21 protein-coding genes and 1 pseudogene are annotated in these 25,251 nt (G+C 35.0%); 16 read left to right on the top strand and 6 right to left on the bottom strand.

Annotated features, from left to right (window positions below; genetic code table 11):
* Positions 1–106: 106 nt before the first annotated feature.
* On the top strand, positions 107–733 hold the full coding sequence (locus AC3II9_RS19015; protein ID WP_489157982.1) for a hypothetical protein: 627 nt from the start codon (positions 107–109) through the stop codon (positions 731–733).
* Between the two features lie 535 nt (positions 734–1,268).
* Positions 1,269–2,810, top strand: a complete 1,542-nt coding sequence (locus AC3II9_RS19010; protein WP_489157980.1) for a GGDEF domain-containing protein — start codon at positions 1,269–1,271, stop codon at positions 2,808–2,810.
* Positions 2,811–3,281: 471 nt separating this feature from the next.
* On the opposite strand, the gene AC3II9_RS19005 is transcribed toward AC3II9_RS19010, so the two are convergent.
* On the bottom strand, positions 3,282–4,478 hold the full coding sequence (locus tag AC3II9_RS19005; protein ID WP_489157978.1) for an MFS transporter: 1,197 nt from the start codon (positions 4,476–4,478) through the stop codon (positions 3,282–3,284).
* A 431-nt stretch (positions 4,479–4,909) separates the two neighbouring features.
* Here AC3II9_RS19005 and AC3II9_RS19000 point away from each other — a divergent pair, with 431 nt between their 5' ends.
* Positions 4,910–6,148: an ATP-binding protein gene (locus AC3II9_RS19000; protein ID WP_489157976.1), complete on the top strand. Its 1,239-nt coding sequence runs from the start codon at positions 4,910–4,912 to the stop codon at positions 6,146–6,148.
* Between the two features lie 862 nt (positions 6,149–7,010).
* Here the strand turns inward: AC3II9_RS19000 and AC3II9_RS18995 are convergent.
* From AC3II9_RS18995 to AC3II9_RS18985, 3 genes are read right to left on the bottom strand one after another with little or no spacing between them, the layout of a single operon-like run.
* Positions 7,011–8,114 carry a Ger(x)C family spore germination protein gene (locus AC3II9_RS18995; protein WP_489157974.1) on the bottom strand — a complete coding sequence of 368 codons (1,104 nt, stop codon included), beginning with the start codon at positions 8,112–8,114 and terminating at the stop codon, positions 7,011–7,013.
* Positions 8,101–9,231, bottom strand: coding sequence for a GerAB/ArcD/ProY family transporter (locus tag AC3II9_RS18990; RefSeq protein WP_489157972.1), 1,131 nt, complete (start codon positions 9,229–9,231; stop codon positions 8,101–8,103). The genes AC3II9_RS18995 and AC3II9_RS18990 overlap by 14 nt, the downstream gene beginning before the upstream one ends.
* 4 nt (positions 9,232–9,235) lie before the next feature.
* A complete protein-coding gene (locus tag AC3II9_RS18985) occupies positions 9,236–10,711 on the bottom strand; it encodes a spore germination protein (RefSeq protein ID WP_489157970.1) in 1,476 nt (491 codons plus the stop codon).
* A gap of 342 nt (positions 10,712–11,053) precedes the next feature.
* Here AC3II9_RS18985 and AC3II9_RS18980 point away from each other — a divergent pair.
* The 10 genes and pseudogenes from AC3II9_RS18980 to AC3II9_RS18935 form a co-directional block, all read left to right on the top strand.
* Positions 11,054–11,401 (top strand): annotated as a pseudogene (locus AC3II9_RS18980) (DUF4317 family protein); the annotation flags it as partial.
* 635 nt (positions 11,402–12,036) lie between these two features.
* The gene (deoD, locus tag AC3II9_RS18975; protein ID WP_489157968.1) at positions 12,037–12,756 is read left to right on the top strand and encodes a purine-nucleoside phosphorylase; all 720 of its coding nucleotides are present in this window, start codon (positions 12,037–12,039) and stop codon (positions 12,754–12,756) included.
* Positions 12,757–13,100: 344 nt separating this feature from the next.
* Positions 13,101–13,322, top strand: a complete 222-nt coding sequence (locus AC3II9_RS18970; protein WP_489157966.1) for a spore protein Tlp — start codon at positions 13,101–13,103, stop codon at positions 13,320–13,322.
* Positions 13,323–13,602: 280 nt separating this feature from the next.
* Positions 13,603–14,385, top strand: a complete 783-nt coding sequence (locus tag AC3II9_RS18965; protein ID WP_489157965.1) for an ABC transporter ATP-binding protein — start codon at positions 13,603–13,605, stop codon at positions 14,383–14,385.
* The gene (locus AC3II9_RS18960) at positions 14,375–16,441 is read left to right on the top strand and encodes an FtsX-like permease family protein (RefSeq protein WP_489157964.1); all 2,067 of its coding nucleotides are present in this window, start codon (positions 14,375–14,377) and stop codon (positions 16,439–16,441) included. Before AC3II9_RS18965 ends, AC3II9_RS18960 begins: the two co-directional genes overlap by 11 nt.
* A 10-nt stretch (positions 16,442–16,451) precedes the next feature.
* On the top strand, positions 16,452–17,129 hold the full coding sequence (locus AC3II9_RS18955) for a response regulator transcription factor (RefSeq protein ID WP_489157962.1): 678 nt from the start codon (positions 16,452–16,454) through the stop codon (positions 17,127–17,129).
* Positions 17,126–18,157 (top strand): sensor histidine kinase, encoded by a 1,032-nt coding sequence (locus AC3II9_RS18950; protein ID WP_489157960.1) that lies wholly within the window; start codon positions 17,126–17,128, stop codon positions 18,155–18,157. Before AC3II9_RS18955 ends, AC3II9_RS18950 begins: the two co-directional genes overlap by 4 nt.
* A 138-nt stretch (positions 18,158–18,295) precedes the next feature.
* Entirely contained in the window at positions 18,296–19,117 is an 822-nt protein-coding gene (locus tag AC3II9_RS18945; protein ID WP_489157958.1) for a MerR family transcriptional regulator, read from the top strand.
* A gap of 389 nt (positions 19,118–19,506) precedes the next feature.
* Positions 19,507–20,013, top strand: a complete 507-nt coding sequence (locus tag AC3II9_RS18940) for a CPBP family intramembrane glutamic endopeptidase (protein WP_489157957.1) — start codon at positions 19,507–19,509, stop codon at positions 20,011–20,013.
* Between the two features lie 328 nt (positions 20,014–20,341).
* Positions 20,342–20,782, top strand: a complete 441-nt coding sequence (locus AC3II9_RS18935) for a GNAT family N-acetyltransferase (RefSeq protein WP_489157955.1) — start codon at positions 20,342–20,344, stop codon at positions 20,780–20,782.
* A gap of 172 nt (positions 20,783–20,954) precedes the next feature.
* Here AC3II9_RS18935 and AC3II9_RS18930 read toward each other — a convergent pair whose 3' ends face one another.
* Together AC3II9_RS18930 and AC3II9_RS18925 are read right to left on the bottom strand one after the other, a co-directional pair.
* Positions 20,955–21,488 (bottom strand): thioredoxin domain-containing protein, encoded by a 534-nt coding sequence (locus AC3II9_RS18930; RefSeq protein WP_489157953.1) that lies wholly within the window; start codon positions 21,486–21,488, stop codon positions 20,955–20,957.
* 3 nt (positions 21,489–21,491) lie between these two features.
* Positions 21,492–22,667, bottom strand: a complete 1,176-nt coding sequence (locus AC3II9_RS18925; RefSeq protein ID WP_489157951.1) for an acyl-CoA dehydrogenase family protein — start codon at positions 22,665–22,667, stop codon at positions 21,492–21,494.
* Between the two features lie 195 nt (positions 22,668–22,862).
* On the opposite strand from AC3II9_RS18925, the gene AC3II9_RS18920 reads away from it, so the two are divergent.
* From AC3II9_RS18920 to AC3II9_RS18910, 3 genes are read left to right on the top strand one after another with little or no spacing between them, the layout of a single operon-like run.
* Positions 22,863–23,618, top strand: coding sequence for an amino acid ABC transporter ATP-binding protein (locus tag AC3II9_RS18920; RefSeq protein ID WP_489157949.1), 756 nt, complete (start codon positions 22,863–22,865; stop codon positions 23,616–23,618).
* A 16-nt stretch (positions 23,619–23,634) separates the two neighbouring features.
* Complete coding sequence (locus AC3II9_RS18915) at positions 23,635–24,492, top strand: transporter substrate-binding domain-containing protein (protein WP_489157947.1); 858 nt, start codon at positions 23,635–23,637, stop codon at positions 24,490–24,492.
* Positions 24,493–24,545: 53 nt separating this feature from the next.
* Positions 24,546–25,247: an amino acid ABC transporter permease gene (locus AC3II9_RS18910; protein ID WP_489157945.1), complete on the top strand. Its 702-nt coding sequence runs from the start codon at positions 24,546–24,548 to the stop codon at positions 25,245–25,247.
* Positions 25,248–25,251 lie beyond the last annotated feature (4 nt).

The following is a 25,251-nucleotide window of genomic DNA, read 5'->3' as shown; positions in this document are numbered from 1 at the left end:
GAATGGAAATTTGAAAAAGAAGGACTTTTAAAAGATTTTGGCGTAATTATTCAATAGCAACATAATTAGATGTATATGAAATAAACCTGATAAAAGAGGGATAAACATGTCAGTAATTAATAAATTAGCATCTCAATTAAATATTAGTGGGGCAGTACCGAATGTTGAGTTGGCTCATGAATTAGCTCGTGAAGAAAATCACGTGGGGATAGAAGAAATCATTGAAAATCTGTCGAATAAAAATAAAAGAATTCAATCAGACTGCATAAAAGTCGCATATGAAATTGGATATGTTAAACCCGAACTCATTCGCAAATATGCTCAAAATTTTTTAGAGCTACTAAAAAGCCGAAATAACCGTTTAATTTGGGGTGGGATGTCGGCATTAGCAACGATTGCTGATCTTGCACCAGAAATCATTATGGCACATCTTGACCTAGTGAAAAATGCTATAAAAGAAGGTTCAGCTATTACGGTTGATCGTGGGATAATAACTCTTGCAAAGCTAGCTGCTGTGAGCGAGGAAAATAATGATTTGATTTTTCCGTTTTTACTTCAGCATCTAAAAAATTGCGAATCAAAAGAAATACCTCCACATTCGGAAAGCATCCTTTATGCTATTACGGATGAAAATAAGACAGAGTTCTTGAATGTGTTGCGAGAACGAGAAAACGAATTAACGGCTCCTCAATTAAAAAGAGTCACAAGAATATATAATCAATTAGTAGCTTAATCGAAGTCCGTTTTTGGTGTTGCGTTGCCAAAATTAATGAGCTATTTTGGTAAGAAAGGTACTGGCATATATTGGAGTAACTAAGTTTTTAACATAAAATTAGCTTATACAAATAACTAGAAACGCCATTTTTCAAAATTCAGGAAATGGCGTTTCTTTTATATAGTAAGAATTGAATTAAAAGCACTCACTTAGCTACTTTATGGTGAACCGTATCAAAAGTAACTGCGGATTATTAGGGAAATAAGGGTCCTATGTTTCCCTTGTGAAATATATTAGGAATTTAATATATAGTACGATGAATCTTATTATAAGTAAGTGCGGTTTCTGAAAAACCCCTTTAGAACGTTGAAATGACAACGGTCTAAAGGGGTTTGTTTTTGAGTAGTATATTTCTTCTTAATTCTAACAGAAAATTACATATAAACGATGTCTTCATATTAAAATTCTAGCTAGTAATATATCTTTTGCTTCGAAAAAATAAATTGTTATAATAAATAATTTGTTACATATTTTGTTAAAAAGGAGGTGTTGTATGATTACAGAAATGGCAATGCGTAATGTATTAGTGTTTGTGATACCTAGTATATATTTATATATTTTAGGTACATATATGTTAGTAAAATCTTTTCCTTATAAAAGAGCAAGATTGTTAGCAACAAGTATTTTTTTAATTGCTATTGGCTATACGTTTGATTATATTTCCGTACTTGTGCCAACGGAATTTAGTCGTTTTTTACATCTTTACGTTGTGTTAGTTGCCTTTAATTTATGCTTTGTACTCATTCTTCATATAATATATGACATTGTAAAAACAATGAAACCTACCAAAATGTCATGGATGCCTCACGTTTTATACGGCTTTTGTATTTTGATGCTTTGTGTTGGCTTTTTAGAAAGTGCCATCAAGCAAGTAGCTGTAGATAACCGGCTTGGTCAAGATGGTAGCTTCGGACACATTTCTGACATGGCGAATATCGGAATGTGTGCCGTTATTTTAGTTCTTTTATATGTAGGCTACAAATATGCAAAGACTACCGATTATCGCTTGTTCTTTAAAGTATGCATATCATTTACTGCTATTATGTTTGCCGGAGTAGTTCTCTGGCAGTTAGATTTAATTCACTTAAAGTATGTAATGCCAGCTACACCAGCATTATTGGTGATGGTATTAATATGTACGTTCATTTCATATTTAATGGTAAAGCTAAATTTAGTATCAAGTGCTGTAAAGCGTTATTCTTCCCTTATGGAAACTTCCGCTACACCGATTGTTATACTCGATAAAAATAAGCGAGTGCTAGATGTCAATGAGATTGGGAAGTTGAATTATCATATGAGAGTAAATACGGATTTCCGAAATTATTTCAATTATACGAATGAGCCAACTGTATTAGATTATTTGTTTGCGCATTTAGATGAAGAATTATACATCAAAGGTTATCGGATTAATTATTTAAATGAAGATGGAGTTGAAAACATTGTTTTGATCGATGCATCTAAAGCCAATATAGCAGACGAAACGTATTATTATTGTATGGTACACGAAGTAACCTTGGAGTTTCAGCGTAGAAATTTAAATGAACATTTAGCTCATCGCGATGTACTAACAGGTATATATAATCGTACTTATTTCGAGGAAGAAGTAAAACGACAGTTGGCACAGTCCAGAAAAAAAGACAGTGCATTAATGATATGTGATTTAAACTTTTTTAAAGAAATCAATGACACATACGGTCATCAAACAGGGGACAATGTGTTAATTTTTACGGCGAATTGCTGGCGTGAAAATTTACCAAAGCCACATATATTAGCACGTTTAGGTGGCGATGAATTTGTCATGTTTTTTGAGCAAATTGAATCGAAGGAAAAGTTTTTAAAGCAAATAAACGAGGCGCGTTATGCATTCCAAGTTAACTTGTATAAGCAGGACGACATCGAAATTGAAATTGTACCAAGTATTGGAATTGTTTTTATTGAAGAAGATGGCAGAGATTATGAGCATCTCTATCATACTTGCGATGTGCGTATGTATGAGGATAAAAAAAATATAAAAGAACAATATTTAATGAAATAAGTGTAGAGAACGCTACTTGAAAAAATCAACATATAGAGCTTGTCGTAAAAGAAGTAGAGACGTCATTAGATTTGTATATAAGTATCATATAGAAACCGCACTAAGCTATATTAAGGAGAACTGTATCATAAATAAATGAGGTTTATTAAAATAGGCACATAAGAATGAAACAAATGTACCTATTTGATTTGTATTTCTACTAAGTATCTGTTGCATTTAAGTAAGTCACTTTACAGGTAACTATCTCTTCTTTTCAGTAAGAAAATTTATCGCCATCTGCTGAAATATTTAAATCGTCAATGTAAATATTATAGTAGCTCGAATGTGAACCAAAACGACCACCACAAGATAGAAATCTTTATGACTTCGTTTTTTCGTAAGGAAGTATGCAAGTAGACTAATTAAAAAGACTAGACCCAGCCCAGCAATAATCGTTGTAGAATAAATTTCACTCATGTACGTTTGCTCTTATCATTTTAAAGCTGATTTCTTTTGTTTTTGGTCTAAAAGATGGCAAAAGAAAGTTAGCAGACTTGCACAGGCTGCAACTACCCCACCGACCCATGTTACATTCATTAAATTTCCTTGATGGTATACAATTCCGCCTAATGCAGAACCAAAAGCGATACCTACGTTGCTTGCCACTGGCATAAGTGAAGCAGCTAGTCCTGTTGCATTTGGCTGATAAATTCCGGCAAGGTCTATTAAATAAAGCTGAGTAGATGTTGTTAAGAGGATGGCCATTAACGACATCAAGCCAATGTTTGTCAGTCCTAAAATAAAATCATTTGTAGTCCAAAATAAACTTGTCAGAACAACTGCCTGCACGAGAAAAACAAACCGAAGACGACTAATTGCATTGTGGCTGGCAATTTTACCGGCAAGGATGTTGCTGAAAATCGAGATGAATCCGTAACCAAATAAGATTAAACTAATTGATTGATTTGGTGCGCCCATTCCCTTTAAGATAGGTACAAGGTACGTAAAGACGGCATAAGTTGCGCCAAATCCGAGAGCAGGAATGAAAAAAGCCATCAAAATTCGTGGCTTGGTCATTAAAGAAAATTGATCCCGTATCGAACTGCGTACTTGGCTGAGTTTATTAGGTAAGACAAAAAAGGATGACAAAAACGCCAATCCTCCTAGGAAAGTGGTTAACATGAAAGTAGCATTCCAGCCGTACCATTCGGCAATTACAATACCAATTGGCACTCCAACGACATTTGCAAGTGTAAAACCACCGAAAACGAATGATATAGCAAGTCCGCGTTTTTCGATCGGCATGGTTTCACTTGCAACAATCATGGCTAGAGAGATTAATACTCCTGTTACAATGGCCGTCATAATCCGAAGTACAAGGAGCATGATGTAGCTCGTGGATATTACGCACAAAGCATTCAGTACGATGAAAGCTCCTATCAAAAACAACATCCACTTACGCTTTGGTAAATTACTTGTTGCTGACATCACGAGTGGTGTGGCGATAGCAAACGTAATCGCAAACGCAGAAACAAGTGTGCCTGCTTTTGCATTTGTCATATGAAGACTTGAAGAAATATCTGTTAAGATTCCGACAATAACAAATTCACTTGTCCCGAGAACAAATGTTAATAAAGTAAGTGTTAAGATAAGCAACCAATGTCGCTTGGATAATTTTGTGGGGTACATAAATACCTCTTTTCTTAGATGAATGTAAATGTGTCACATGGTAGATACATAACCTAAACATCATACCATAAAATATTTTTGCGAGAAAAGCTCTTTCTTATTAAATAGCGGTTAATGAATTACTAGGATTGAAAAGGCTGCAGTGTTAGTGGAAAACTATTTAAGAAAGCACATTTCTGTTTATAATCTATTGGTAGCAGTAGGTATTAAAGTATGTAAAAACCTCATTTAAATATGTTACGGAGAACAGTATCATAAATAAATGAGGTTTTTCGACCATTAAAGATATCGCTTTATCTAACCTATTTCACAATTTTCAAATTAAGATGTAATTGTATGCTGAAATGGTATGATAATATACATAGGAAATCCAAACCATATATTAAAGTAAAATGAGAGATATCCAATAAATGATTAAACAAGGGGTATGTATGAAGGGAATGGATACTCAAATAAATAAAAAAATATACTATAGTGCAATGTTAATTGTAATAGCCATCATGATCATGGGGGTATTTATTGATAATCCACGTATGGGTGAGCATGGGAGTAGCTTTATCTTACATGTTACATTTGTGGTCATGCTATCTGTCTGTTTATTGCTTTATCCTAGATATGTAACCCATGTTTTTAGAATAATACTCATAATAGTAGCATCGTCTTACTTTTATACTATTTTCTTTTTATATCCAGAGACTGGGTCCAACTTTATCTTTCTATGTTTGATTCCCATAATCGCTATCTTGTTTTTTGATGCAAAGCTTTTTTACTTTTCTTTACTATTAAACGGTATATCCATAATGTTTACTTTTAGTTATATTATACTAATGGATCAAGGGAATGAATTTGGCTTTATAAAACAAGATTTAACAGGAAATATTATAAACTTTATAGGTAGTCAAGTGATTATCTATTGTGTATTTTATGTATCGTACAGACGAATTAAAAAACAGCAATTATATTATGAAAAAATAAAACAGGCAGAGCGTTTGAAGATATCTGGCCAACTAGCAGCCGCTGTTGCTCATGAAATCAGAAATCCTTTGACGGTTGTTAAAGGATTTTTGGAGCTAAACGAAAAAGATCCTTCAGTTAGTGATGATATAAAGAGACACTTTTCTTTGATGATTGGTGAATTGAATGCTGCTGAGCACGTGATTTCTCAATTATTATCTGTTGCAAAGCCAAATAATGATCAAGGAACGGGAACTGTTCATGTAAAGAATGTTCTGCAGAATGTAACAGATTTACTTCATTCCTATGGACTTTTGAATGAGAATAATATTGAATTAAATGTAATAGAAGATTGTGTTATCATCGCAAATCCCATAGAAGTTAAACAATTATTAATAAATATAATTAAAAATGCAATTGAGGCCTCCAAAATCGGTGATTCGGTTGAGATCACGGCTAGTATGAAAAATGGTTTTGTTGAGATTAAAGTCATTGATTATGGACAAGGAATGTCAGAAGTAGAAGTCCAGTCTTTAGGTACTCCTTTTTACTCTTTTAAAAGTAAAGGGACGGGATTAGGTATGATGATTTGCTACAATATTGTAGCAAAATATAAAGGAACAATAGATATCCAAAGTGCGAAAGGTAAAGGTACTACGGTTACTATTACCTTTCCATCAAAGCATAACACAATCGAGTCTAAAGGTAGAATATAAATAGAATCTCCTGTTAAGAAAACTAGGAGAGGTTTCATTGAATGTCCAGAAATCCAATTCTTTTATTTATGAAATTGAAATCTCATTTTGATTAGGTACGGTGAACCGTATCAAAAGCACCTGCAGATTTTTAGGGAAATAAAACCGCACCAATCATATTGAGGATTGGTGCGGTTTTTAAAATTGTATTAAATGCCAGGGGGATGAAAATAATAGTTCTTTCTATTTTCTAATAAGGCAATGGTTTCGGCTATTTTTTCTATTCCACATTTTATTTGATGATCATGGACTTGAGAAATACATAAACGAATAATATTGTCTTTCTTATATTCAGGTAAGAACATTTTATCTGCATCAGCGATTAAAACGCATTTTTCGGATAATAAAAGAGCAAGTTTTTTTGCTGACACATTTTCAGGTAAATAAATGGAAAGATAAAATCCGCTATCAGGTTTAGTTGTAATATGTGCTTTTGGGTAGTAATTCTTCGCAAAAACTCTTGAGTAATTGCATCTTGTTAAAAATCACTAAAAAATTTCCAATTAGAGCACGGGGTGTATAAATTTTGAATAGTTTATGCTTAATATTTTTTGTTTATAATAAAGCAGTAGTCCATGAATTTAAAGGTAAGCTTCTTTTAATGGTGAAAAAAGGATTACAAAGCCATAGCTTAACAATAACATAAAGATATTATAGGAGAGGTATCTAGTATTTTTGGAGGAAAGCCAGGCGGATGTGATGAAATCATGGTCATTTCCCAAGTTTTCGACCACAACGCTCGTTTGTTTTATTGTATAATTATTACATAAATTACACAAAGCGATAGATTTTGTTTACGTTATGAGTTATTCGATAGGAAAAATTAAAAGTTTTGCCTTTTTGAATTTGCATCCGTTAAAGGATCGATATTAATATTATATTTTATTTTAATGTCCATCTTCTCAAACATTTCAATCCATTTTTTTTCATCCATTGGTTTTGAGAATGGTCTTTTTGTTTGTATGCCAATCTGTAATGGATCCACTTTCAATTCTTGCATCTTTTTAACTAGTTTATGTGTTTGTTTTTCAAGATGGGTTTCGATATCTTTTTTCATATTTTCTAACTCCTTTGGGTTAAATAATTGCTTCTCTCCGCGGTATTCCTCAATCCTAGTGTCTATATTCACGGTATAGATCATTGTAGAATAGCTGCTATCAATATCTACTATTATTTTTGATCTAACATGACCCAGCACAACTTCAAATTCTGGAATCGGTAAAACTTCTAAGTAGTGATCATTGTTTATCAGCTGGAAGATACGATCATCTAAAGATGAAATAGTTTCAACTAGCTTGTCATCTTGAAACAAGGCTGTACCTTCATAGTTGACCCCATCCTCTTGTATTTTGAATACAGGCAAGAAAGGATCTGAATAAGGAGTATAGAGCAAATTTTTAAATTCATGAAGATTAACGACAGATAATTCTCCTTGGTTTTTTTCCTCATAATGCTTTAGCATTCGGTAAAACGAGTAATCAAAGTTTTCATCTTTGTCCAATTGACTTTCCAAGTATTCTTCAAAATTTCCTTTTACGATAACTAAATAGATTCTCAAAGAAATATTCGGATCAGTCAAAAGTACATTTATAATGGACATAATCCCGTCTTTCCCAAGTTCATCACTAATTATCAGCATCCGCATTTGTCCGGATTTCATTTCCTGGTAGAAGTTTAAGTTGTACTTCTGTACTCCCTCCCTTAATAAGCTGACTTCTTGCGACATAACAATCTTATTTTCTTTACTTAGAGGAGGCAAAATTGTACTGACTTTTAATCTTCCTTTATCCCCCTTACTAATTGACAAAAAGGTAACGGGAGAAATTTCTTCAATAAGGTTATTTTCGGTAAAAGGGGCACAGCCAGATAACCAAAAAGTCATAAAAAGGAGTATCAATCTTTTAAATATCTTTTTATGTAGACACATGTTTTTTTACCCCCTTTTTTTTCATTACTAAAACAATAACAAGTGGAACAAGAAAATAGCTTATGCTTCCAACTATAATTTGAAGATTCAGTAAAAAGTTCTGCTTCTCCCAAGACTTCCAAAATAATTCATTCACAAGAACCATTCCGGTAAAAATAAGGAATACACTGAATAACAAACCTTTTCCACTGGATGGCTTGCTCATATTACCAAAAGCTATTTTAGATGCTCCATAAAACAATAGTAGAAATAGAGAAACTGCAAAAACTAGGTTAAATAATTCAAAGGAAAGCATGACCATATCAATTCGTTCAAACACTGGGTTTTGAAAATAACGGGCCATATTAATAATTGGATATTGACTTTTACTTAAATAATTGGAACCGAAATAAAGTAGGGATGCTGTAAATAGGAATACATACTCTACAACGGTGAGAGCGTTGCCGTAAGACAAATAGCGAAAGGTTTTATTGTTTGTTTTAAGCCATGGTCCCAAAAATACCAGAAATTCCGGACCAGAATAGGAAGACAAAATTAAAAAAAAGGCTTTCCAATTTTCTACTTTCCACTCCATTGGAATAAGTGGATACAAATCACTAAGTTGAGCTATTGGAGGAAAGAAGAAAAAAACGAAAAATGTGATCATCCAAAATGTACAGAAAAAAGAAATCAACACAAAACGAATGGTATGTTCAACGCCCTTACCTGCGACATAAAAACAGAACAACAAAATAAAAAAGACAAGAAAATTTGTATCTGTTGATGGAAGCATAAATGTTTGAACAATTTCGCTGAATCCTAACGTTATGACGGAAAGTTTAAGTAGAATAAAGAACAACCCGATGAAAGAGAGAAATCGTACTAATTTTTTTCCAAACAATTGGACAAATCCGTTATATCCATTGCTAGATAAACGGGTTAAAAGCCACTTCGATAAAAGAAGAAGGTTTAGTTGGGATAATATCCCGACAGCTATAAGCACCCAAATCATATATGGATTGATCAAGATATTTGGCATAATCAGAAAAAAGTATAGCATTTGGAGACGATTTACCAACAACATGGCATAGAGCCCATTATAGGTTTCATTCTTTTTAAATAATTGGTGGGTTTCCATCAAGTCATCTCCTAGTTTTATATCTCTTCAGTTTTAGCGGTTTAAGATGCTCTGGACGCTCCATCATTTTGACTAATGGCCCTCGAATGAATAAGTCAATCCAATCCTTTCTAAAGAAAGGGGAAACTGGTGAAAAATAGGGTTGCTTGATTGAAGACAAGCTATTAAGATGGGCTAAAATAGCAATGATTCCTAGTGCAATCCCAATTAATCCAAGTAAAGAAGAAAAAACAAGAAGCATCAATTGAATTAATGAATTTGCTTTTGTCATAAGGTAGTTGGGAATAAGAAAGGAAGCTATCGTCGAGATCCCGACCATGACAATTAATACTTTGCTAGCGAATCCAGCCTCAACAGCCGCTTGACCAATCACAATACCACCAATAACCCCAAGTGTTTGACCTGTTTTTGTAGGCATCCTTAAACTTGCTTCTTTTATAATTTCAATAAAAATTAACATGATAAATGCTTCCCAAAAAGGAGTGAAAGGAAGCTTGCTCCTTGAGTCCACCAAGACCAGAAGTGTTTGTATAGGAATCATTTGATAGTGATGAGTTGTCGATGCCACATAGAAAGGAATCAATGTGACTGACAGAATAAAACTGACATATCGGATGATACGTAAAAAACTGGCAACTACCCATCGATTAATATAGTCCTCGGGTGATTGGAACAAATGGAAAAAAGTAATGGGTGCAACAAGAGCAAATGGTGTATTGTCTACCAGAAGGGTGATCTTTCCTAATCCCAGAGAATAAGCAACTACATCAGGCCGGTCAGTTTGCTGAAACTGAGGAAAAATACTGTTTTGATGTTCCTCCAAGAATGCCGCAACTTGAGAGGATTCAAAGAAGAGATCAAAATTAATTTCAGAAATCTTCTCTTTGACTGTTGAAACAAAATCTGGATTAGTCAGCCCCTCTATGTACATTAAAACAACACTTGTCTCACTCATAGAACCGACAGTAAACTTCTCTGCTTTCAGTTCATATATGGGGAGTCGTCTTCGAATAAGCGTAATATTTTGTTCTACTTGTTCACTAAAGCTGTCTTTTGCTCCGAACAGGATAGTTTCTGTTTCGGAAGTTTCAATGGCACGTCCAATAGGATTTTTTAATGGCACAGCTAACCAAAGGTTTTGCGAAGAATCAAATAACAAAATGGACCCTGAAAACAACTGTTTTTTTGCCTCTATAAAAGTAGGAATGGGAATAAATGAGGAATTCACAATGCAATCTTGAATAGACGGTTTGGAACAATTAGTTAAAGGTTTTATAATGCTTTCATTTAATTTTTCTTGGTCAATGAGAGTTCGTATGTAAACAAGATGAATTTTTCGAATATCAGAAATGTCAATTTCCACAAATTCTGCATCATCCATTTGAGCGAGGCTTTTTTTCAGAGCTTCTATCGATAATTCTGATTCAGCTATTGATTGAGCAACAAGCTTACTTTCAATTTCCTTTTTTTCCCAAAACATGTACATCCCACCCCTCTTATTGAGAAAAAACATTTCTAGTCGTACTTAAAAAATTCATATTCATACACATTATTAGCAATTTAATTTTAAAATATACAAAACACGTAGAGGTGCATAACGACCCAAGAGGAACAAAGGCAATCCATAATAGATAGGCCTTCTTCATCTTAAAGATTGTTATAATAAAGAAGTGTCAAAAGCTAACTGTAGCTTTGAATGCTCTTTTTTGTCCAAAACACGAATCTTACTAGCTAGGGAGTTAAAATTAGAGATGAATAACAAAGATATAGCAGAGATTTGAAACAATTTAAGTTAGATAACGATTTACTGAAAATCGTGGTGGAAGAAGAGAGTACGCCTACTTTGGATACTAAAGAGATTGGACGTGTGCTGAAGGCGAGCGGCGTAAAAGATGTGAATACGGAAAAAGCGGGAAGGGCATTTCAGCAGGTGGTTAAAGACAAAACGTATGAAATGAAAGCAAGCCATATCGTTCTGAGTTACGCGTCCAAGTCCATTAAGATCAGCACAAAAGTAGTGAATATTGCGATCAGCCCTCAAGACTTGAGATATGTCAAACAGGTCAATTACAATGGCAAACGCTGTCTATTGATCGAGGTGGAAGAAAACACGATGATTGAAGGATTTAAGCTGCTTCCGGAAGAGCTGTTGAAGAGAGAGATTGGGTGATCCTTCAGCCAGCTATCTAAAATGAACAAGGGAAAAAAACTCATTTAGCCCTGCTACGGTGAACCGTACCATAAGTAAGGGTAGATTTTTAGGGAAATAAAGCCGCACCAATCATATTGACGATTGGTGCGGTTTTTAAATTTGTACTAAATGCCAGGTGGATGAAAATAATAGTTCTTTCTATTTTCTAATAAGGCAATAGTTTGGGCTATTTTTTCTATTCCATATTTTATTTGACGGTCATGTACTTGAGAAATACATTAACGAATAACATGGTCTTTCTTATATTCAGGTAAGAACATTTTATCTGCATCAGCAATTAAAACGCGTTTTTCAGATAATAAAAGGGCAAGTTTTTTTGCTGACACATTTTCAGGTAAATAAATGGAAAGATAAAATCCGCTAGCATGTTTAGTGTAATATGTGCTTTTGGGTAGTAATTCTTCACAAGAACTTCTGAGTAATTGTGAATTAGAGCACGGAGCGTATAAATTTTGAATAGTTTATGCTTAATATTTTTTGTTTATAATAAAGCAGTAGTGCATAAATTTAAAGATAAGCTTCTTTTAATGGTGAAAAATGGATTACAAAGACATAGCTTAACAATAACGTAAAGATATTAAGGAGAGAATGAAATGAAAAACAATGAATTAAAAGAAACACCACATATAAAGCCAAATGGAGTAGAAATAGCAGAAACTATACTTTTGCCAGGAGATCCACTTCGCGCAAAGTTTATAGCTGAAAACTTTTTAGAAAAACCTGTTCTGTTTAATGAAGTTAGAGGTATGCTCGGGTACACAGGCGAATATAAAGGCAAGAAAGTTTCTGTTATGGGTACGGGTATGGGGTCACCAAGTATGGCGATATATTCATGGGAACTCATTCATGTTTTTGACGTTAAAAATTTAATTCGTATTGGTTCATGTGGGGCTATGCAACGTGATATTAAGTTATACGATATTATTCTTGCGATGGGAGCAGCAACAAATTCAAATTATGCACATCAATTCAATCTTCCAGGTCAATTTCCAATTACAGCATCGTATGAATTATTAGAAAAAGCTAAGAAAATAGCTGATGAAAAGAATTATAAGGTGCATGTAGGGAATGTACTTTCTAGTGATGTTTTCTATAATGCGGATGAAACGGCAACAGAAAAGTGGGCTAAGATGGGAATATTAGCGGAAGAAATGGAAACGACAAGCTTATATTTAAACGCTGCTAGTGCTGGAGCGAAAGCATTAACAATCTTAACAGTAAGTGACCATATGATTACACATGAACAAACAACACAAGAGGAGAGACAAACTTCATTTACAAAGATGATGGAAATAGCTTTAGATGTAGTATAAGTATCGTCGGTCTTATGAGTGATTACTTATAGATATCATATAGTTTACTTTATCGCAGATCAACTACCTGTAAATTCCCGCAAGGTCTATTAAATAAAGCTAAGTAGATGTTGGTAAGAGGATGTTGCAGTAGGTATTGAAAAATAAGTATGTTAAATCCTCATTTAGTTACAATGCAATGAATCGTATTATAAGTAAGTGCAGTTTTCTCCTGAAAAATCTAATCATAAAACAACCAAAGGCATTTGAAATTCCTTCGTTTCAAATGCCTTGTTTTCTGTATAAATAAAACAAAGGAATACAAACTAATGAAGCAATTTACTAATGAATGAGGAGGAATAGGGATGGAAAATGATAGACATGAAGTATTTAATAAAAAGTCCGAGAATGCGGTAAGCCTAGGGAAAATGATTGAAAATACGAAAGAAAATATTAAAGAAGCTGAAATTAGTATGGAATTTGCGACTCCTGAAGAACTAGAAAATTTAGAGAGAAAAAATTCCCATCGTAGACAATCTATCGCTCAGATGGAGGAGCAATTAAAGGGATCTACAAAGAAAAAATAAACATAAGATATTGTAGAAGTCCTGACTTATGGGGTTGTTCTACATTTTGAGTTGAAAATAACCTTTAATTTTGACCATTGTAAAAGCCGGACATCCAAAAGTTACGATGAGGCGTATTATAAGTACGAAGTCTATTTATTTTAGACTTCGTACTTTTTTGTCTTGAAATAAATGTTGCTTTCCATTCCTTACATTTCAAACCTTACAACAACTGTAAGAGTTAATTACTATTTTTTGTTGTATGGTATTACTATAGAGAGTACACATGGGAGGAATTGAGTTGAATATTTCAGATAAACTACTTCAAGTGAAGGAAGTACATAAGACATTTGGTGAGGGACAAAGTGAAACTGTTGCGTTGCGGGGGATTACCTTTGATGTTCTTCCGGGAGAGTTTCTTGGAATCATGGGAGCAAGCGGATCGGGCAAGACAACATTACTGAATATTATTGCAACGATGCTAAAGCCAACAGCTGGACAAATCTTATTGGAGGGTAAGAATATTTCTTCGTTTAAAGGGTCGCAACTAGCGCAATATAGAGGAAGTAAGATAGGTTACTTATTCCAACAATTTGAGTTGATCGATAATTTAACTGCTAGGGAAAATATTATTCTACCGTTGTCTATACATGGAGTGAATGTTAAAGAGCAAGAGAAACAACTTCAAAAATTAGTGAAGCAATTTGATATTGAGCCTATATTAAATAAATTTCCGTCTCAGCTGTCAGGTGGGCAGAAGCAGAGAGTTGCTGCAGCAAGGGCGTTGATTTCAAATCCTAGCATTGTATTAGCGGACGAGCCTACGGGAGCTTTGGATACAAAAAATGCAAAAATTTTGATGGATAAATTATATGCTAACAATCAAGAAGAGGGGTCCACAATTCTAATGGTTACGCATGATGCCAATGCAGCAAGCTATTGCTCAAGAATATTATTTATCCAAGATGGAGTGATTTTTCATGAGCTTCGAAAGAAAGTACCCGGAGAAACCCAGAATTCTTTTTATGAGCGTATCCTAACGGTTTTGGCGCAGTTGGGAGGGGGAAGCAGTAATGTTCTTTGATTTTATCAGGAGGAATAGTCGTAAAACTCGAAAAGAAAATGGGATTTACTTTGCCTCACTTGTCATTTCGATTGTAGCTTTTTATGTCATCCTATCACTTCGTGAACAAGATGTCATCGTATATCTTAAAACCGTTGAAAGTAATGCAGTAGAGAGGCTATTGTTAATGATTCCGGTACTTTATGCCGTTTCGCTGTTCTTCGTATTTTTCTTAGTTTATTTTGCAAATAGATACCAACTACAACAGCGTAGTCATGAATTGGGCATGTATTTAATGATGGGTATGAAGCAAAGTAAGCTGTTCGTCATGATTATGGGTGAAACATTGTGGAATAGCTTTGTGGCTCTATGCATGGGCTTGCCCATTTCGTTATTTTTAACAGAGTTAATTAACTTGGCCACTTCAAGGCTGATTGGAATGGGGATTATTGGTCATGAATTTCGCATCTCCTGGGTTGGGCTCGGATTAACGGTAGTTGGTTTTATGGTCGTGCAATTATTGGCTGTCTTTATTCTTAGCTTAACAATGAGCAGGAAAGAACCGATAGAGTTGCTGAATGACCAAAAGGAAAAATCGCAACGAGTACTTTCACCTAAGTGGAGTATTGTTAGTGTTTTAACGGGAGCGGCATTACTATTTGGGACAATTTTTTTATGTGTGGCTTATGGATTGGCAGTACTATATTTGCGTAGCCTGGATTATAGGATATTTGCGTTAATACTGGTTATAGGAATCTGTGGAACTTTCATTCTATTTCGTGGGTTGGGGAGTTTAATTGGTGCATCAGTAAAACGTAAAAGCAGTTCTTCTACCGGATTATTTGTATTTACAGCTAGACAACTTCAAGAAAATGTTTTGCATCAATGGAGTTCTCTTGCTATATCATCACTACTAATTTTAATGGCGATGGTTTGTTTTGCTTTTGGCACTTCGACGGCTTTAAATAATAGTGCTACATCTAGTAGAACGGTCGACTTTACGTTTCAAGGGTCAGAAGAAGAAATTGTGGCTACATTAACCTCTCCTAAATTAAAGCCCTACATAAACAGCTATTACGAGATGGAAATAGGGAATTTTTGGCCAACTGACTCAGAGACGTCTGAAAATACAGCTACACGTACTTTTTCTTGGTCTGGATTAAAAGAAGCTATATCAGAAGGGGAAATTTCGCAAGAAAAAGAGCGTATAGTAAGGAATTTATCTAATCAGGAAAGCCCTTATTTCATTTCACTTTCGAGTTATAATGCAATGCTAACATCTATCAACCAAGCTCCGATTATATTGGAAGACAATGAAGTGGCCATGTATTCTGATGAAGAATATTCGCACTCTCATGATATATTAAGAAGAGCACTGCAGTCTAATCCAGTAATTAGTATCGGTGAAAAACAATATGAATTAATCTCGTCACTATATACAAGCAATGTTGTTGCAGACAGAGCCATTACGCTCTCCTATGCATTGATTGTGCCGGATGTTATCTATAACAGTTTAGTTAGTAGTTCTCAAGATTCTTGGTTATGGAATATGACCTTAAATGCTGAATTCGTTGAAGAGAAAGGTTTAATGCAGGCGATGTATGAAGTAGATCAGTTGATGAATACATCCGGTTTAGACTATGAAAGTTATCTTTCTAGTATGGGAAGAAAGTTATTTTATACAGTGGCCGGAAGTTATACGACATTTTATCTAGGCATTATGTTTCTTATTATAGCAAACACAGTATTGGGCATAAACTTTCTTATGCAACAACGAAGTACGAGACATAGATATTATACAGTAGCGATGCTAGGAGCAAATATTGAATCACTCTGTTCATCAGCAAGGAAACAAATTTGGTTATACTTTGGTTTAGTGATTTCGGTAGCATTAGTCAGCAGTATTTTTGGTATTTGGTCCTTGCTAACAGCCTTTCTGTCAATGACATTCAGTATAGAAAATAGTATTGTGGTAGCAATTATTCTTATTGGGCTTATCGTTTTTGAATTTTGTTATATATGGATGATTCAGCGAAAGAGTGATGAAGAAATAAAGAAATTAAAAGAGATTGAGTAGGAGTGAAATCATGGCAAAGATCGTCATTGTTGAGGACGACGTTTTCCTACGTGAAGAATTACAAAGTATTTTAGAAAAAGAGGGGTACTCTGTAGAGAGTATCGCCTCTTTTGATACGCCATTGGAGGATATTATTTCAGCTTCTCCATCGTTAGTACTATTAGATTTAAATTTACCAAACCTATCTGGATTCCAAATTTGTCGTGCATTAAAGGCTAGAGGGATAGGGCCCATCTTGGTACTGACATCACGTAATCAACTGCGTGATGAGCTACATGCACTGGAATTAGGTGCAGATGATTATTTAACGAAGCCGTGTCATCCGAAACGACTAATTGCTAGAATTCAAAAGCTGCAGCACCTATATGCAAATATGCATGTTCTTTTAGATGCGGGTGATTTTCAGCTAGATGAGAAGACAAATGTGTTGTATGTTGGCAACAATTCTATTGCATTATCGGAGAATGAAGGGATGATTATGAAGCTCTTAGTGAAATATGCACCTTCAGTCGTGAATAAGGAAGTGTTATTTAATCAGTTATGGGGAAGTAGTGAATATGTGGATGAAAATATTTTGCAAGTGAATATGACCAGATTACGTAAGACGCTTGGTGAGGTTGGCTTGTCAAATCGAATCAAAACGGTCAGAGGAGTAGGTTATCAATTAGTAGGAGGTTCCTACCAATGAAGCTCAGGGATTGGTTAACTATGCTCAAGCTATCACGTCCTTGGATATTACTACTTTGTATAAATACTGCTTTTTTTATTTTTCTAGCATGGGTAGCGTATCCCGAAACATTCAAGCTTTTAGTTGGCATTATGATTATTTTTTCGGCAGCGAGTATTGTGTTGGGGATGTTATTTGTTAAGAAAAGTCAGACGAAGCAAGACAAAGTATTTTATGAATTTCTAAGAGAGCCTTCGCCGGAGCAAGAAAGTGTATTGATACAATCGATTGGTGAAATACATAAAGAAAAGGTCAATGTTTTAGCCAATAAATTGCGAATGCTCAACGACCAGTTAGATGAGGTGAAATTACAGTCACGGGATTATGAAGAATTTATTGAAAGTTGGGTTCATGAGATAAAAACACCCATTTCTTTATTCAACTTTGTTTTACAAAATCGTAAAGAAGAAATGTCAGAATTGGTGTATCAACGATTTGAGCATGCACGAATTAATATGAATGATCATGTCGAACAAATACTATTTTATGCAAGATTACAGGCAGCGCATGTTGATTATAAATTAGAGAGAGTCTCGCTGGGTCTCTGTTGTGAAGATGTACTGTTGGAGCTTCAGTCATTACTGGATGAAAAAGAAATAAAAGTTCATGCTCAGATCGAAGAGATACCGATCGTGTCAGATGAAAAGACACTCCAGTTTATTTTCATGCAAATCTTTGTTAATGCAATTAAATACTCTAATGAAGAAATGGATAGCTTCATCTCGTTAAAAACTGGTTTTGATCACGTAAAAAACCGGTATTTTTTTAATATATCTGATAATGGTATCGGGGTGCTTCATTCGGATCTTCCGTTCATTTTTGATAAAGGATTTACAGGAGACAATCCTAACAGAAAACAGTCTACTGGGATAGGATTGTATCTTGTAAAGAAATTATGCGATGCATTGCAGATTGAAATCGAAGTTGAATCTCAATATGGGAAGGGGTTTGTAATTCAATTTCTATTTCCGAAAATTGACGATGAATAGACATTCCTCACTGAATTTTGAGATAGAGCCATCTCTATCCTTTAGAGTCAGTATTATAAGTAAGTGGTGCTTGTAAAAAATCACATGGTTTTCATAAGCGTTTCTATAGATACTATCTTATTCGGAGGTTAATTTGAAATGGAGCGTAATACATATAGAACAAGTCAATTAGTAGAAATTCTAGGTGTATCAAGAGATGCGCTACGGTATTATGAGGGACAAGGAATAGTCAAACCGAACCAGAATGAAACAAATCATTATAGGCAATATGATGATTATGATATTTATGCATTGTTGGTGGCGGATTTTTATAAAAAGAGAAATTTATCGATGAAAGAAGTTCGAAAACTACAGGTAGGTAGCGAAATAGATGAGCTAGAAAATATATTAGAAACAAAAGCTGACCAATTAGAGGCAACCATACGGAATCAAAAATATATGCTTCAAAAAATAAAAGAGACAAAAGTATTCTGTGAGGAGTTAAAAGAACATTTAAACCAATATTCCATAAGACAACTGCCTATTTATGAAGTGCTAGGGGAGTTTTCTGATTTTAATGCCTTTTTGGAGTATCCTGCCGTATTAGAAAAGATGGATTTGAAGAAGGAAGATATTCTTAGCAAAATCATGAGAAAATTTACCGTTGATGAAAATGGATGGCTAGATTCAAAGATGTTGGTTGTTGAAAAGCGTGCAGCGATGCAAAAGGAAAAGATGGGATGTTATCTACAATATGCTAACTGCATTTATACCATTGTGGAAGATGGTAGGTATCAAAATGAAACGAATGACATTAAATATGAAGTTTTTGAGTCTACTTTAAAATGGGGAAAGGAACAGGGATATAAACTAAAAGGGGTTGCTTTTGTAAATACACGTCTTATTACATATCTTGAAAATAAAGAGCGAGTGTTTTTAGAAATTTTTATTCCAATCGAAGAAAAATTAAGTACGCCCTAAGCTATTGACCTGGGGGTAACACCATAGTTTATATTTTAAAACCAATGGGACAATTCCAAAAATTGTTCCGTTGGTTTTTTAATTTATAGGAGGCGATTAATTTGAATGGAATGATTAAAAGATACATTATATGGACGTATTGTTTGTTCTATGTTTTTCTAGTTGTCATAGGGGTATGCATGGTCATTTTTAAATCCCAATCTGTAGCAACACTATTAATAGTGCTATCATCATGGACATCTACAATCATTTTCTGCATCATGTTTCGTAAAATTTATCCACAAAGGAGTCTATGGCGCTTTGTAAAAAGCCAGTTTAGTGAAAGGATTAAAATTTCAACAGTATTGTGTGTCTTTCTCATTCAATTGTTTATTTTTTTAGGAAGTGTAATGATCACAAGTATAGTGGGGAAGGTCCCCGTATATGAACAAGTAACGTCTTCGTGGACTACGCTGTTAATCTTATTTGGTTACAATCTGATATACGGACCACTCGGAGAAGAATTAGGCTGGAGGGGATTTGTTTTAAATGAATTACAACAGAAATTTAGTCCGTTAAAATCAGCCATTATTGTTGGGGTGGCTTGGGGTTTTTGGCATGCACCGTTATGGCTTATGTCGGGCTACTCAGGAATACAATTGGTGCAATATATCATTTGCTTCTTGTGCTCCATCGTTGCTATATCGATCATCATAACAGCATTTTATAACTTGAATCATAACCTAATCATTCCTATTATGATTCATCAATTTTTCAATTATTATTTAGCAATTCAAGCTGGAGATGTACTTCAGGTGCTTACAATTACAATGGTATTTTATTTGATAGTGGCAATGGTTCTCGTTGTAGTCAATTATAAAAAGTGTTTATCTTGGAGATTGGATGATTCCTATTAGTTTGGATAAAAGAATAAGTTGAGTTTCTATGTATTGTTGTTGTAACACTTGATGAGTCATGTTCTATTTATTTTGGTTGTTGATAATAGATCGTACCATTCATCAGCATCTTCAAATTTGTAGTTCTATTATTAATAAACCGATTTTTACCATATAAAACTAACTAAAAAGGAAATTTCATGTAAAATGTAAGTTAACATACCAACGATTACGAGGAGGATGGAATCTCTCGTGGTTAAGAATAACACGATTTTCCCTTCTTTAAAACTTCATTTTACGAGAATTAATGGATTTTTTATGTAAATTATCGATGATTGGGGGAACTGTTATGAGATTTGAAGTAATAAATATATCCGATGTAAACGAACTCGCTACATTATATGTAGAAACATTTAATGCATCGCCTTGGAACGATGAGTGGTCTATGGACACAGCGTCAAAGAGGTTATCGCAAATGATTAATGGTCAAGAGTTTTATGGACTTAAAGCCTATGAAGAAGAAACTTTATGTGGAATGATTATGGGGAATGAAGAACAATTTTATAATGGCAAACTGTTTCATATTGTAGAGTTTTGCGTGAAAAATAATCTGCAACATAAAGGATTAGGTACTACAATACTTCATGAATTCGAAAGCCGATTGATAAAAAGAGGAATTAGAGAAATTATATTATTTACCTCACGAGAAGATAGAACAGAAGGTTATTATCATAAGAGAGGGTTTCAGTCTTATAACAGCATGGTAATGATGGGGAAAAATATTAATTAACTTAATAGATGTGTTGATGAGAGCGGAGACGAAAGACCAGCACGAGTTAAAATCCAACTTTTCCGGCGCGCACCGTCCGGAAAAATTGGATTGAAGTCTTGCGTGCAGTGGAAATCAGCGTTTTCTGTAGTGTAGCGACACTCGTTTCGTTTGATTGTCCGATTGCTAGAAGTTAAGCATTTAGTTTCTCAAGAGCAGCAGCGATGTAGTCTGGATATTCCGAGTACACACGGCGCTCTTTAAATGAATGTTTTTCCCCGTTAATGAATAATGTTGGCACGAGCTTCACATCGCGCTCAATAGCTTCTAATGTGACTTGTAAGCTGTGTTCTGTGTTTGCTTCAATTTCTTCCTCGTGTAAGCCGTATTTTGTGACAAGCAGTTGTTTAAGTTCAGCACTATTGTAATGAATCCACTCGTCTTGTGTAGCAAATAGATCATCGATGATTTCGAATGTACGTGTTGGATTATCGTATTCTAAGCATAGATGAACTAAGAAACCGTTTAGTAACTCTTCACGTGGCTTATCATATAGTTTTAAAATGTATTGGATTTTACCGGACTCGATATGTGCTGGTAAAATTTCTTTTGTCATATCATAAAAGATTTTACTACCTGGGCACGATAAATTTGAAAATACTTCTACTTTAATTGGGGCATCATCACGCCCTAATTTTAATTGATCATTTTTTAGTTGAATTGTCATCGGTTATGCCTCCTCTGTTTTTGCTTCAGCAAGTGCTGCTTGTGCGAGTTTTGTAATCGTCATATCATCCATTGGTGGGTTATGTAGACCAGCGCGTACATCACGGTAATAACGGTTGAGCGGGTTATTGGATTGTAAGCTTTTCGCCCCGACAATGCGCATCGCTAAATCTACAATTTCGATCGCACTATTCGTAACGATATGTTTTGCGGCACCGAGCTCTACTGAAATCGATGCATGTGTTTTAGGATCCTCAAATTTTTCTGCGACACTATAAATAAAGTAACGCGCTGCCTTTAATTTTAATTCGATTTGTCCTAATTTATCTTGAATATGTGGTAGTTCGCCAATTACCGTATTTAAGCTGTTGGGCTTATATGTGCTAGCAAATTGCACGGCGTAATCACGTGCGGCTTGCGCGATACCTAAATAGACAGCAGGGATATGCAATGCCCAGCCGTTGATGTTAGTGCTTCTTGGTCCATCATTGACTTCGACTAAGGCATCTTCTGGTACAATAGCATCCTCTAAAATTAAATCATGACTCGCTGTCCCACGCATCGCCACCATATCCCATGTTTCTTCAATTGTCAGCCCTGCCACATCTTTTGGAATTAAAAAGAAGCCGATTGCTTGTTTTTCTTCAATCCAAGCAGAAGTTAAAAAGTGTGTTAAAGCATAAGACATTGTAGTAAATGTTTTACGACCTGTAATGTGCCATTTGCCATTGATGAGGGTTGCATTTGTACCTGGACGGCCACCACGTGTTGGACTACCGGTAATGACTTCACTCACAATGCGGTTCGTTACGGCACGTTCATGTACAATGGCTTCAGCAAATTGTGCTAAGTGTGCGGGTGACCACATTTTTTTAGCGTATACTTCACCGACAACGCCTAATTGCCAACCGATCGCTAATGCAGTAGGTCCGTCATATTTGGCTAGTGTTTCTTGGAACAAAATCATGTCATAAATCCCAAAGCCGTCGCCACCATATTGTTTGGGGAGTGTGAGTTTGTTGTAGCCAATATCTAATAACTTTTCAAACGTGTCATATGGAAAGCCATTTTCACGATCTGCCTGTTCTCCTAATGTTGTAATTGTCTCACGGAGCGCATGTAAATGCGTTAGTACCGCTTGCTGTGCCTCATTTTTAATGAAGACATGTAAGTTATCCATTCCATCCACCTCTTAATTCATAGTTAATTCATAGTTAATTTATAGGAAAATAATTCTATAGTTCATAATACAAATAATCTTCAGAAAAATCTAGGGGTAAATGCATAAAAACCTACTTTACAAGTAGGAATTGTTGTGTTAGATTAATTTTATATTTCTGAAATATCAATATTTTCGATTGAAGGGGGGAGCAATTTGATTAAGCTCGCAGGTATTAAAAAGAGTTTCAAAAATCACCAAGTGTTAAAAGGCATTGACCTCCAAGTAAAGAAAGGAGAAGTATTAACGATACTTGGTCCTTCAGGTTCAGGTAAAACAACATTTTTGCGTTGTATTAATTATTTGGAAAAACCAGATGAAGGAATCATCGAAATTGGTGATGCGCTGAAAATCAATGTAAAAAAGCCAGCCAAAAAAGATATTTTAAAACTCCGCCAGCATACAGCGATGGTGTTTCAAAATTACAATTTATTTCAAAATAAAACGGCCATTGAAAACATTGTAGAAGGCTTAATTGTGGCGCAAAAACGTTCCAAGTCAGAAGCAATTAGTATTGCAGAACGCTTATTAGACAAAATTGGGCTATTGCACAAACGAGACGCGTATCCATCGAGCTTATCAGGTGGTCAACAGCAACGGATCGGTATAGCAAGAGCGCTTGCATTAAATCCAGAGGTGATTTTATTTGATGAGCCAACGTCATCGTTAGATCCTGAAATGGTTGGAGAAGTATTAAATCTGATGAAAGAAATTGCAAAAGAAGGCATTACAATGATTGTTGTGACGCATGAAATCGATTTTGCGCGCGAAGTGTCTAACCATGTTGTCTTTATGGACGGTGGACACATTATTGAAGAAGGTACGCCAGAAGAGGTGATTTTAAATCCTCAAAAGGACCGTACAAAACAGTTTTTACGTCGATTAAGCAAAGAGCCAGAATATGTTATTTAAAGGGGAGAGAAAATTAATGAAATTAAAAAAATTCGGTACGTTCGTGGCAAGTTTATCCATCGCAGCAGCTATGTTAGTAGGATGTAGCTCAGACGAAGAGGCATCAACAGCAAATAGCTCAGGTGCAAAAGTCATCAAAGTGGCATTAAGTGATGAAGTAAACCCACCATTTTTATATACAGATAGCGATAATAATCCAGTCGGGTATGATATTGATTATTTAAATGCGGTCGAGGAAAAATTAGATGGTACATATACATTTGAATATCAGTTTGGTGCAGAAGAAAGTAACTTAATAGGGGTTAGTACGAAAAAATCCGATTTTGCGATTAACTGGTTTTTCAAAAACCCAGAGCGTGAAGAGAAATTTTTATATGGGGATCCGGAGTATGGTTATTCTATGACGGCATTAATCGTCCATGAGGATACAACAGATATTCAATCATTTGAAGATTTACAAGGCAAAAAGCTAGCACCAATGGCACCAAGTGGTGGATTACGTACCATTCTCAACAATTATAACGAGAAAAATCCAGATAAAGCGGTCGAAATCGATACGATTGAAAATCCGTCGAATGCCGATAACTTAAAAGGTTTAGCAGAAGGTAGATATGATGCTGTCTTTTTAAATGTGTCCACGTTTAATGCGATTCAGGAAGAAATGAATTTAGACATTAAGGTAGGCGGCGTTGTATCAAAAGAGCCAGTATATATTGTTTACAATAAAGATAACACAGATATTCAACAAGCGATCAATGAAGCAACAAATGAGTTAAGAGAAGATGGTACACTTTCAGAGCTTGCGAAAAAATGGTTTGATGTGGACTTCTTCCAAGATGTTGAATACATCAACAAAGAACAATATAACTTTTAATCCAAAATAGAGAGCATGCGCTGCTCTCTATTTTTATAAGAAAGGAGCTTCTAATGGATGCATCTTTAACAGAATGGGGAGCGTTATTTACGCAGCTCATCGCTCGCCTTCCTTTAACTATATTTATGCTGATTATATCGTTGTTTTTAGGGCTTTTTCTGGGGGTAATCATTGCGATTATTCGGATTAAGCAAATCCCGGTTTTGTGTCAGTTATTGACGGTATTTATATCTTTCTCTAGATGTACACCGCTACTTGTCCAATTATTTTTAGTGTATTTTGGTGTCCCGCAGCTATTGGCGGCCGTTGGGATTTATATTAATGATTTAACACCACTTGTTTTTGCGATTGCTACATTTAGCATACATATTTCGGCTTATTTATCAGAGGTGATTCGATCTGCTTATATGGCCGTTGGACCAGATCAGTTAGAGGCATGCTATAGCGTGGGCATGACGTATACGCAGGCGTTACGTCGCATTATTTTACCACAAGCATTTGTGTTAGCATTGCCGAACTTAGGCAATACGACGATCGAACTGTTAAAGGATACGACAATCGCCTTTACAATCGGGGTGCTCGACATTATGGGGCAGGCGCGTATCATCATAGGTAATAGCTACGGCTTAGGGATGTTTAAAGTATATGTCATCATTTCCATTATTTATTGGACCGTTTGTGCGTTCATTGAAGTGACAATTCATCGTTTAGAAACACGATATAAAAAGGGTCGTGTGAATGTGGCAAAATCATAGGGGG

Source organism: Lysinibacillus sp. RU7 (assembly GCF_057837305.1).
Note: the sequence above shows the minus strand (reverse complement) of the source record. Positions and strands in the feature narration are given on the sequence as shown.

Bases quoted from the DNA above. Each gene is read 5' to 3' on its own strand.
- AC3II9_RS19015 (WP_489157982.1), top strand. From the start codon at position 107: ATGTCAGTAATTAATAAATTAGCATCTCAATTAAATATTAGTGGGGCA.
- AC3II9_RS19010 (WP_489157980.1), top strand. From the start codon at position 1,269: ATGATTACAGAAATGGCAATGCGTAATGTATTAGTGTTTGTGATACCT.
- AC3II9_RS19005 (WP_489157978.1), bottom strand. From the start codon at position 4,478: ATGTACCCCACAAAATTATCCAAGCGACATTGGTTGCTTATCTTAACA.
- AC3II9_RS19000 (WP_489157976.1), top strand. From the start codon at position 4,910: ATGAAGGGAATGGATACTCAAATAAATAAAAAAATATACTATAGTGCA.
- AC3II9_RS18995 (WP_489157974.1), bottom strand. From the start codon at position 8,114: ATGTGTCTACATAAAAAGATATTTAAAAGATTGATACTCCTTTTTATG.
- AC3II9_RS18990 (WP_489157972.1), bottom strand. From the start codon at position 9,231: ATGGAAACCCACCAATTATTTAAAAAGAATGAAACCTATAATGGGCTC.
- AC3II9_RS18985 (WP_489157970.1), bottom strand. From the start codon at position 10,711: ATGTTTTGGGAAAAAAAGGAAATTGAAAGTAAGCTTGTTGCTCAATCA.
- deoD (WP_489157968.1), top strand. From the start codon at position 12,037: ATGAAAAACAATGAATTAAAAGAAACACCACATATAAAGCCAAATGGA.
- AC3II9_RS18970 (WP_489157966.1), top strand. From the start codon at position 13,101: ATGGAAAATGATAGACATGAAGTATTTAATAAAAAGTCCGAGAATGCG.
- AC3II9_RS18960 (WP_489157964.1), top strand. From the start codon at position 14,375: ATGTTCTTTGATTTTATCAGGAGGAATAGTCGTAAAACTCGAAAAGAA.
- AC3II9_RS18955 (WP_489157962.1), top strand. From the start codon at position 16,452: ATGGCAAAGATCGTCATTGTTGAGGACGACGTTTTCCTACGTGAAGAA.
- AC3II9_RS18950 (WP_489157960.1), top strand. From the start codon at position 17,126: ATGAAGCTCAGGGATTGGTTAACTATGCTCAAGCTATCACGTCCTTGG.
- AC3II9_RS18945 (WP_489157958.1), top strand. From the start codon at position 18,296: ATGGAGCGTAATACATATAGAACAAGTCAATTAGTAGAAATTCTAGGT.
- AC3II9_RS18940 (WP_489157957.1), top strand. From the start codon at position 19,507: ATGATCACAAGTATAGTGGGGAAGGTCCCCGTATATGAACAAGTAACG.
- AC3II9_RS18935 (WP_489157955.1), top strand. From the start codon at position 20,342: ATGAGATTTGAAGTAATAAATATATCCGATGTAAACGAACTCGCTACA.
- AC3II9_RS18930 (WP_489157953.1), bottom strand. From the start codon at position 21,488: ATGACAATTCAACTAAAAAATGATCAATTAAAATTAGGGCGTGATGAT.
- AC3II9_RS18925 (WP_489157951.1), bottom strand. From the start codon at position 22,667: ATGGATAACTTACATGTCTTCATTAAAAATGAGGCACAGCAAGCGGTA.
- AC3II9_RS18915 (WP_489157947.1), top strand. From the start codon at position 23,635: ATGAAATTAAAAAAATTCGGTACGTTCGTGGCAAGTTTATCCATCGCA.
- AC3II9_RS18910 (WP_489157945.1), top strand. From the start codon at position 24,546: ATGGATGCATCTTTAACAGAATGGGGAGCGTTATTTACGCAGCTCATC.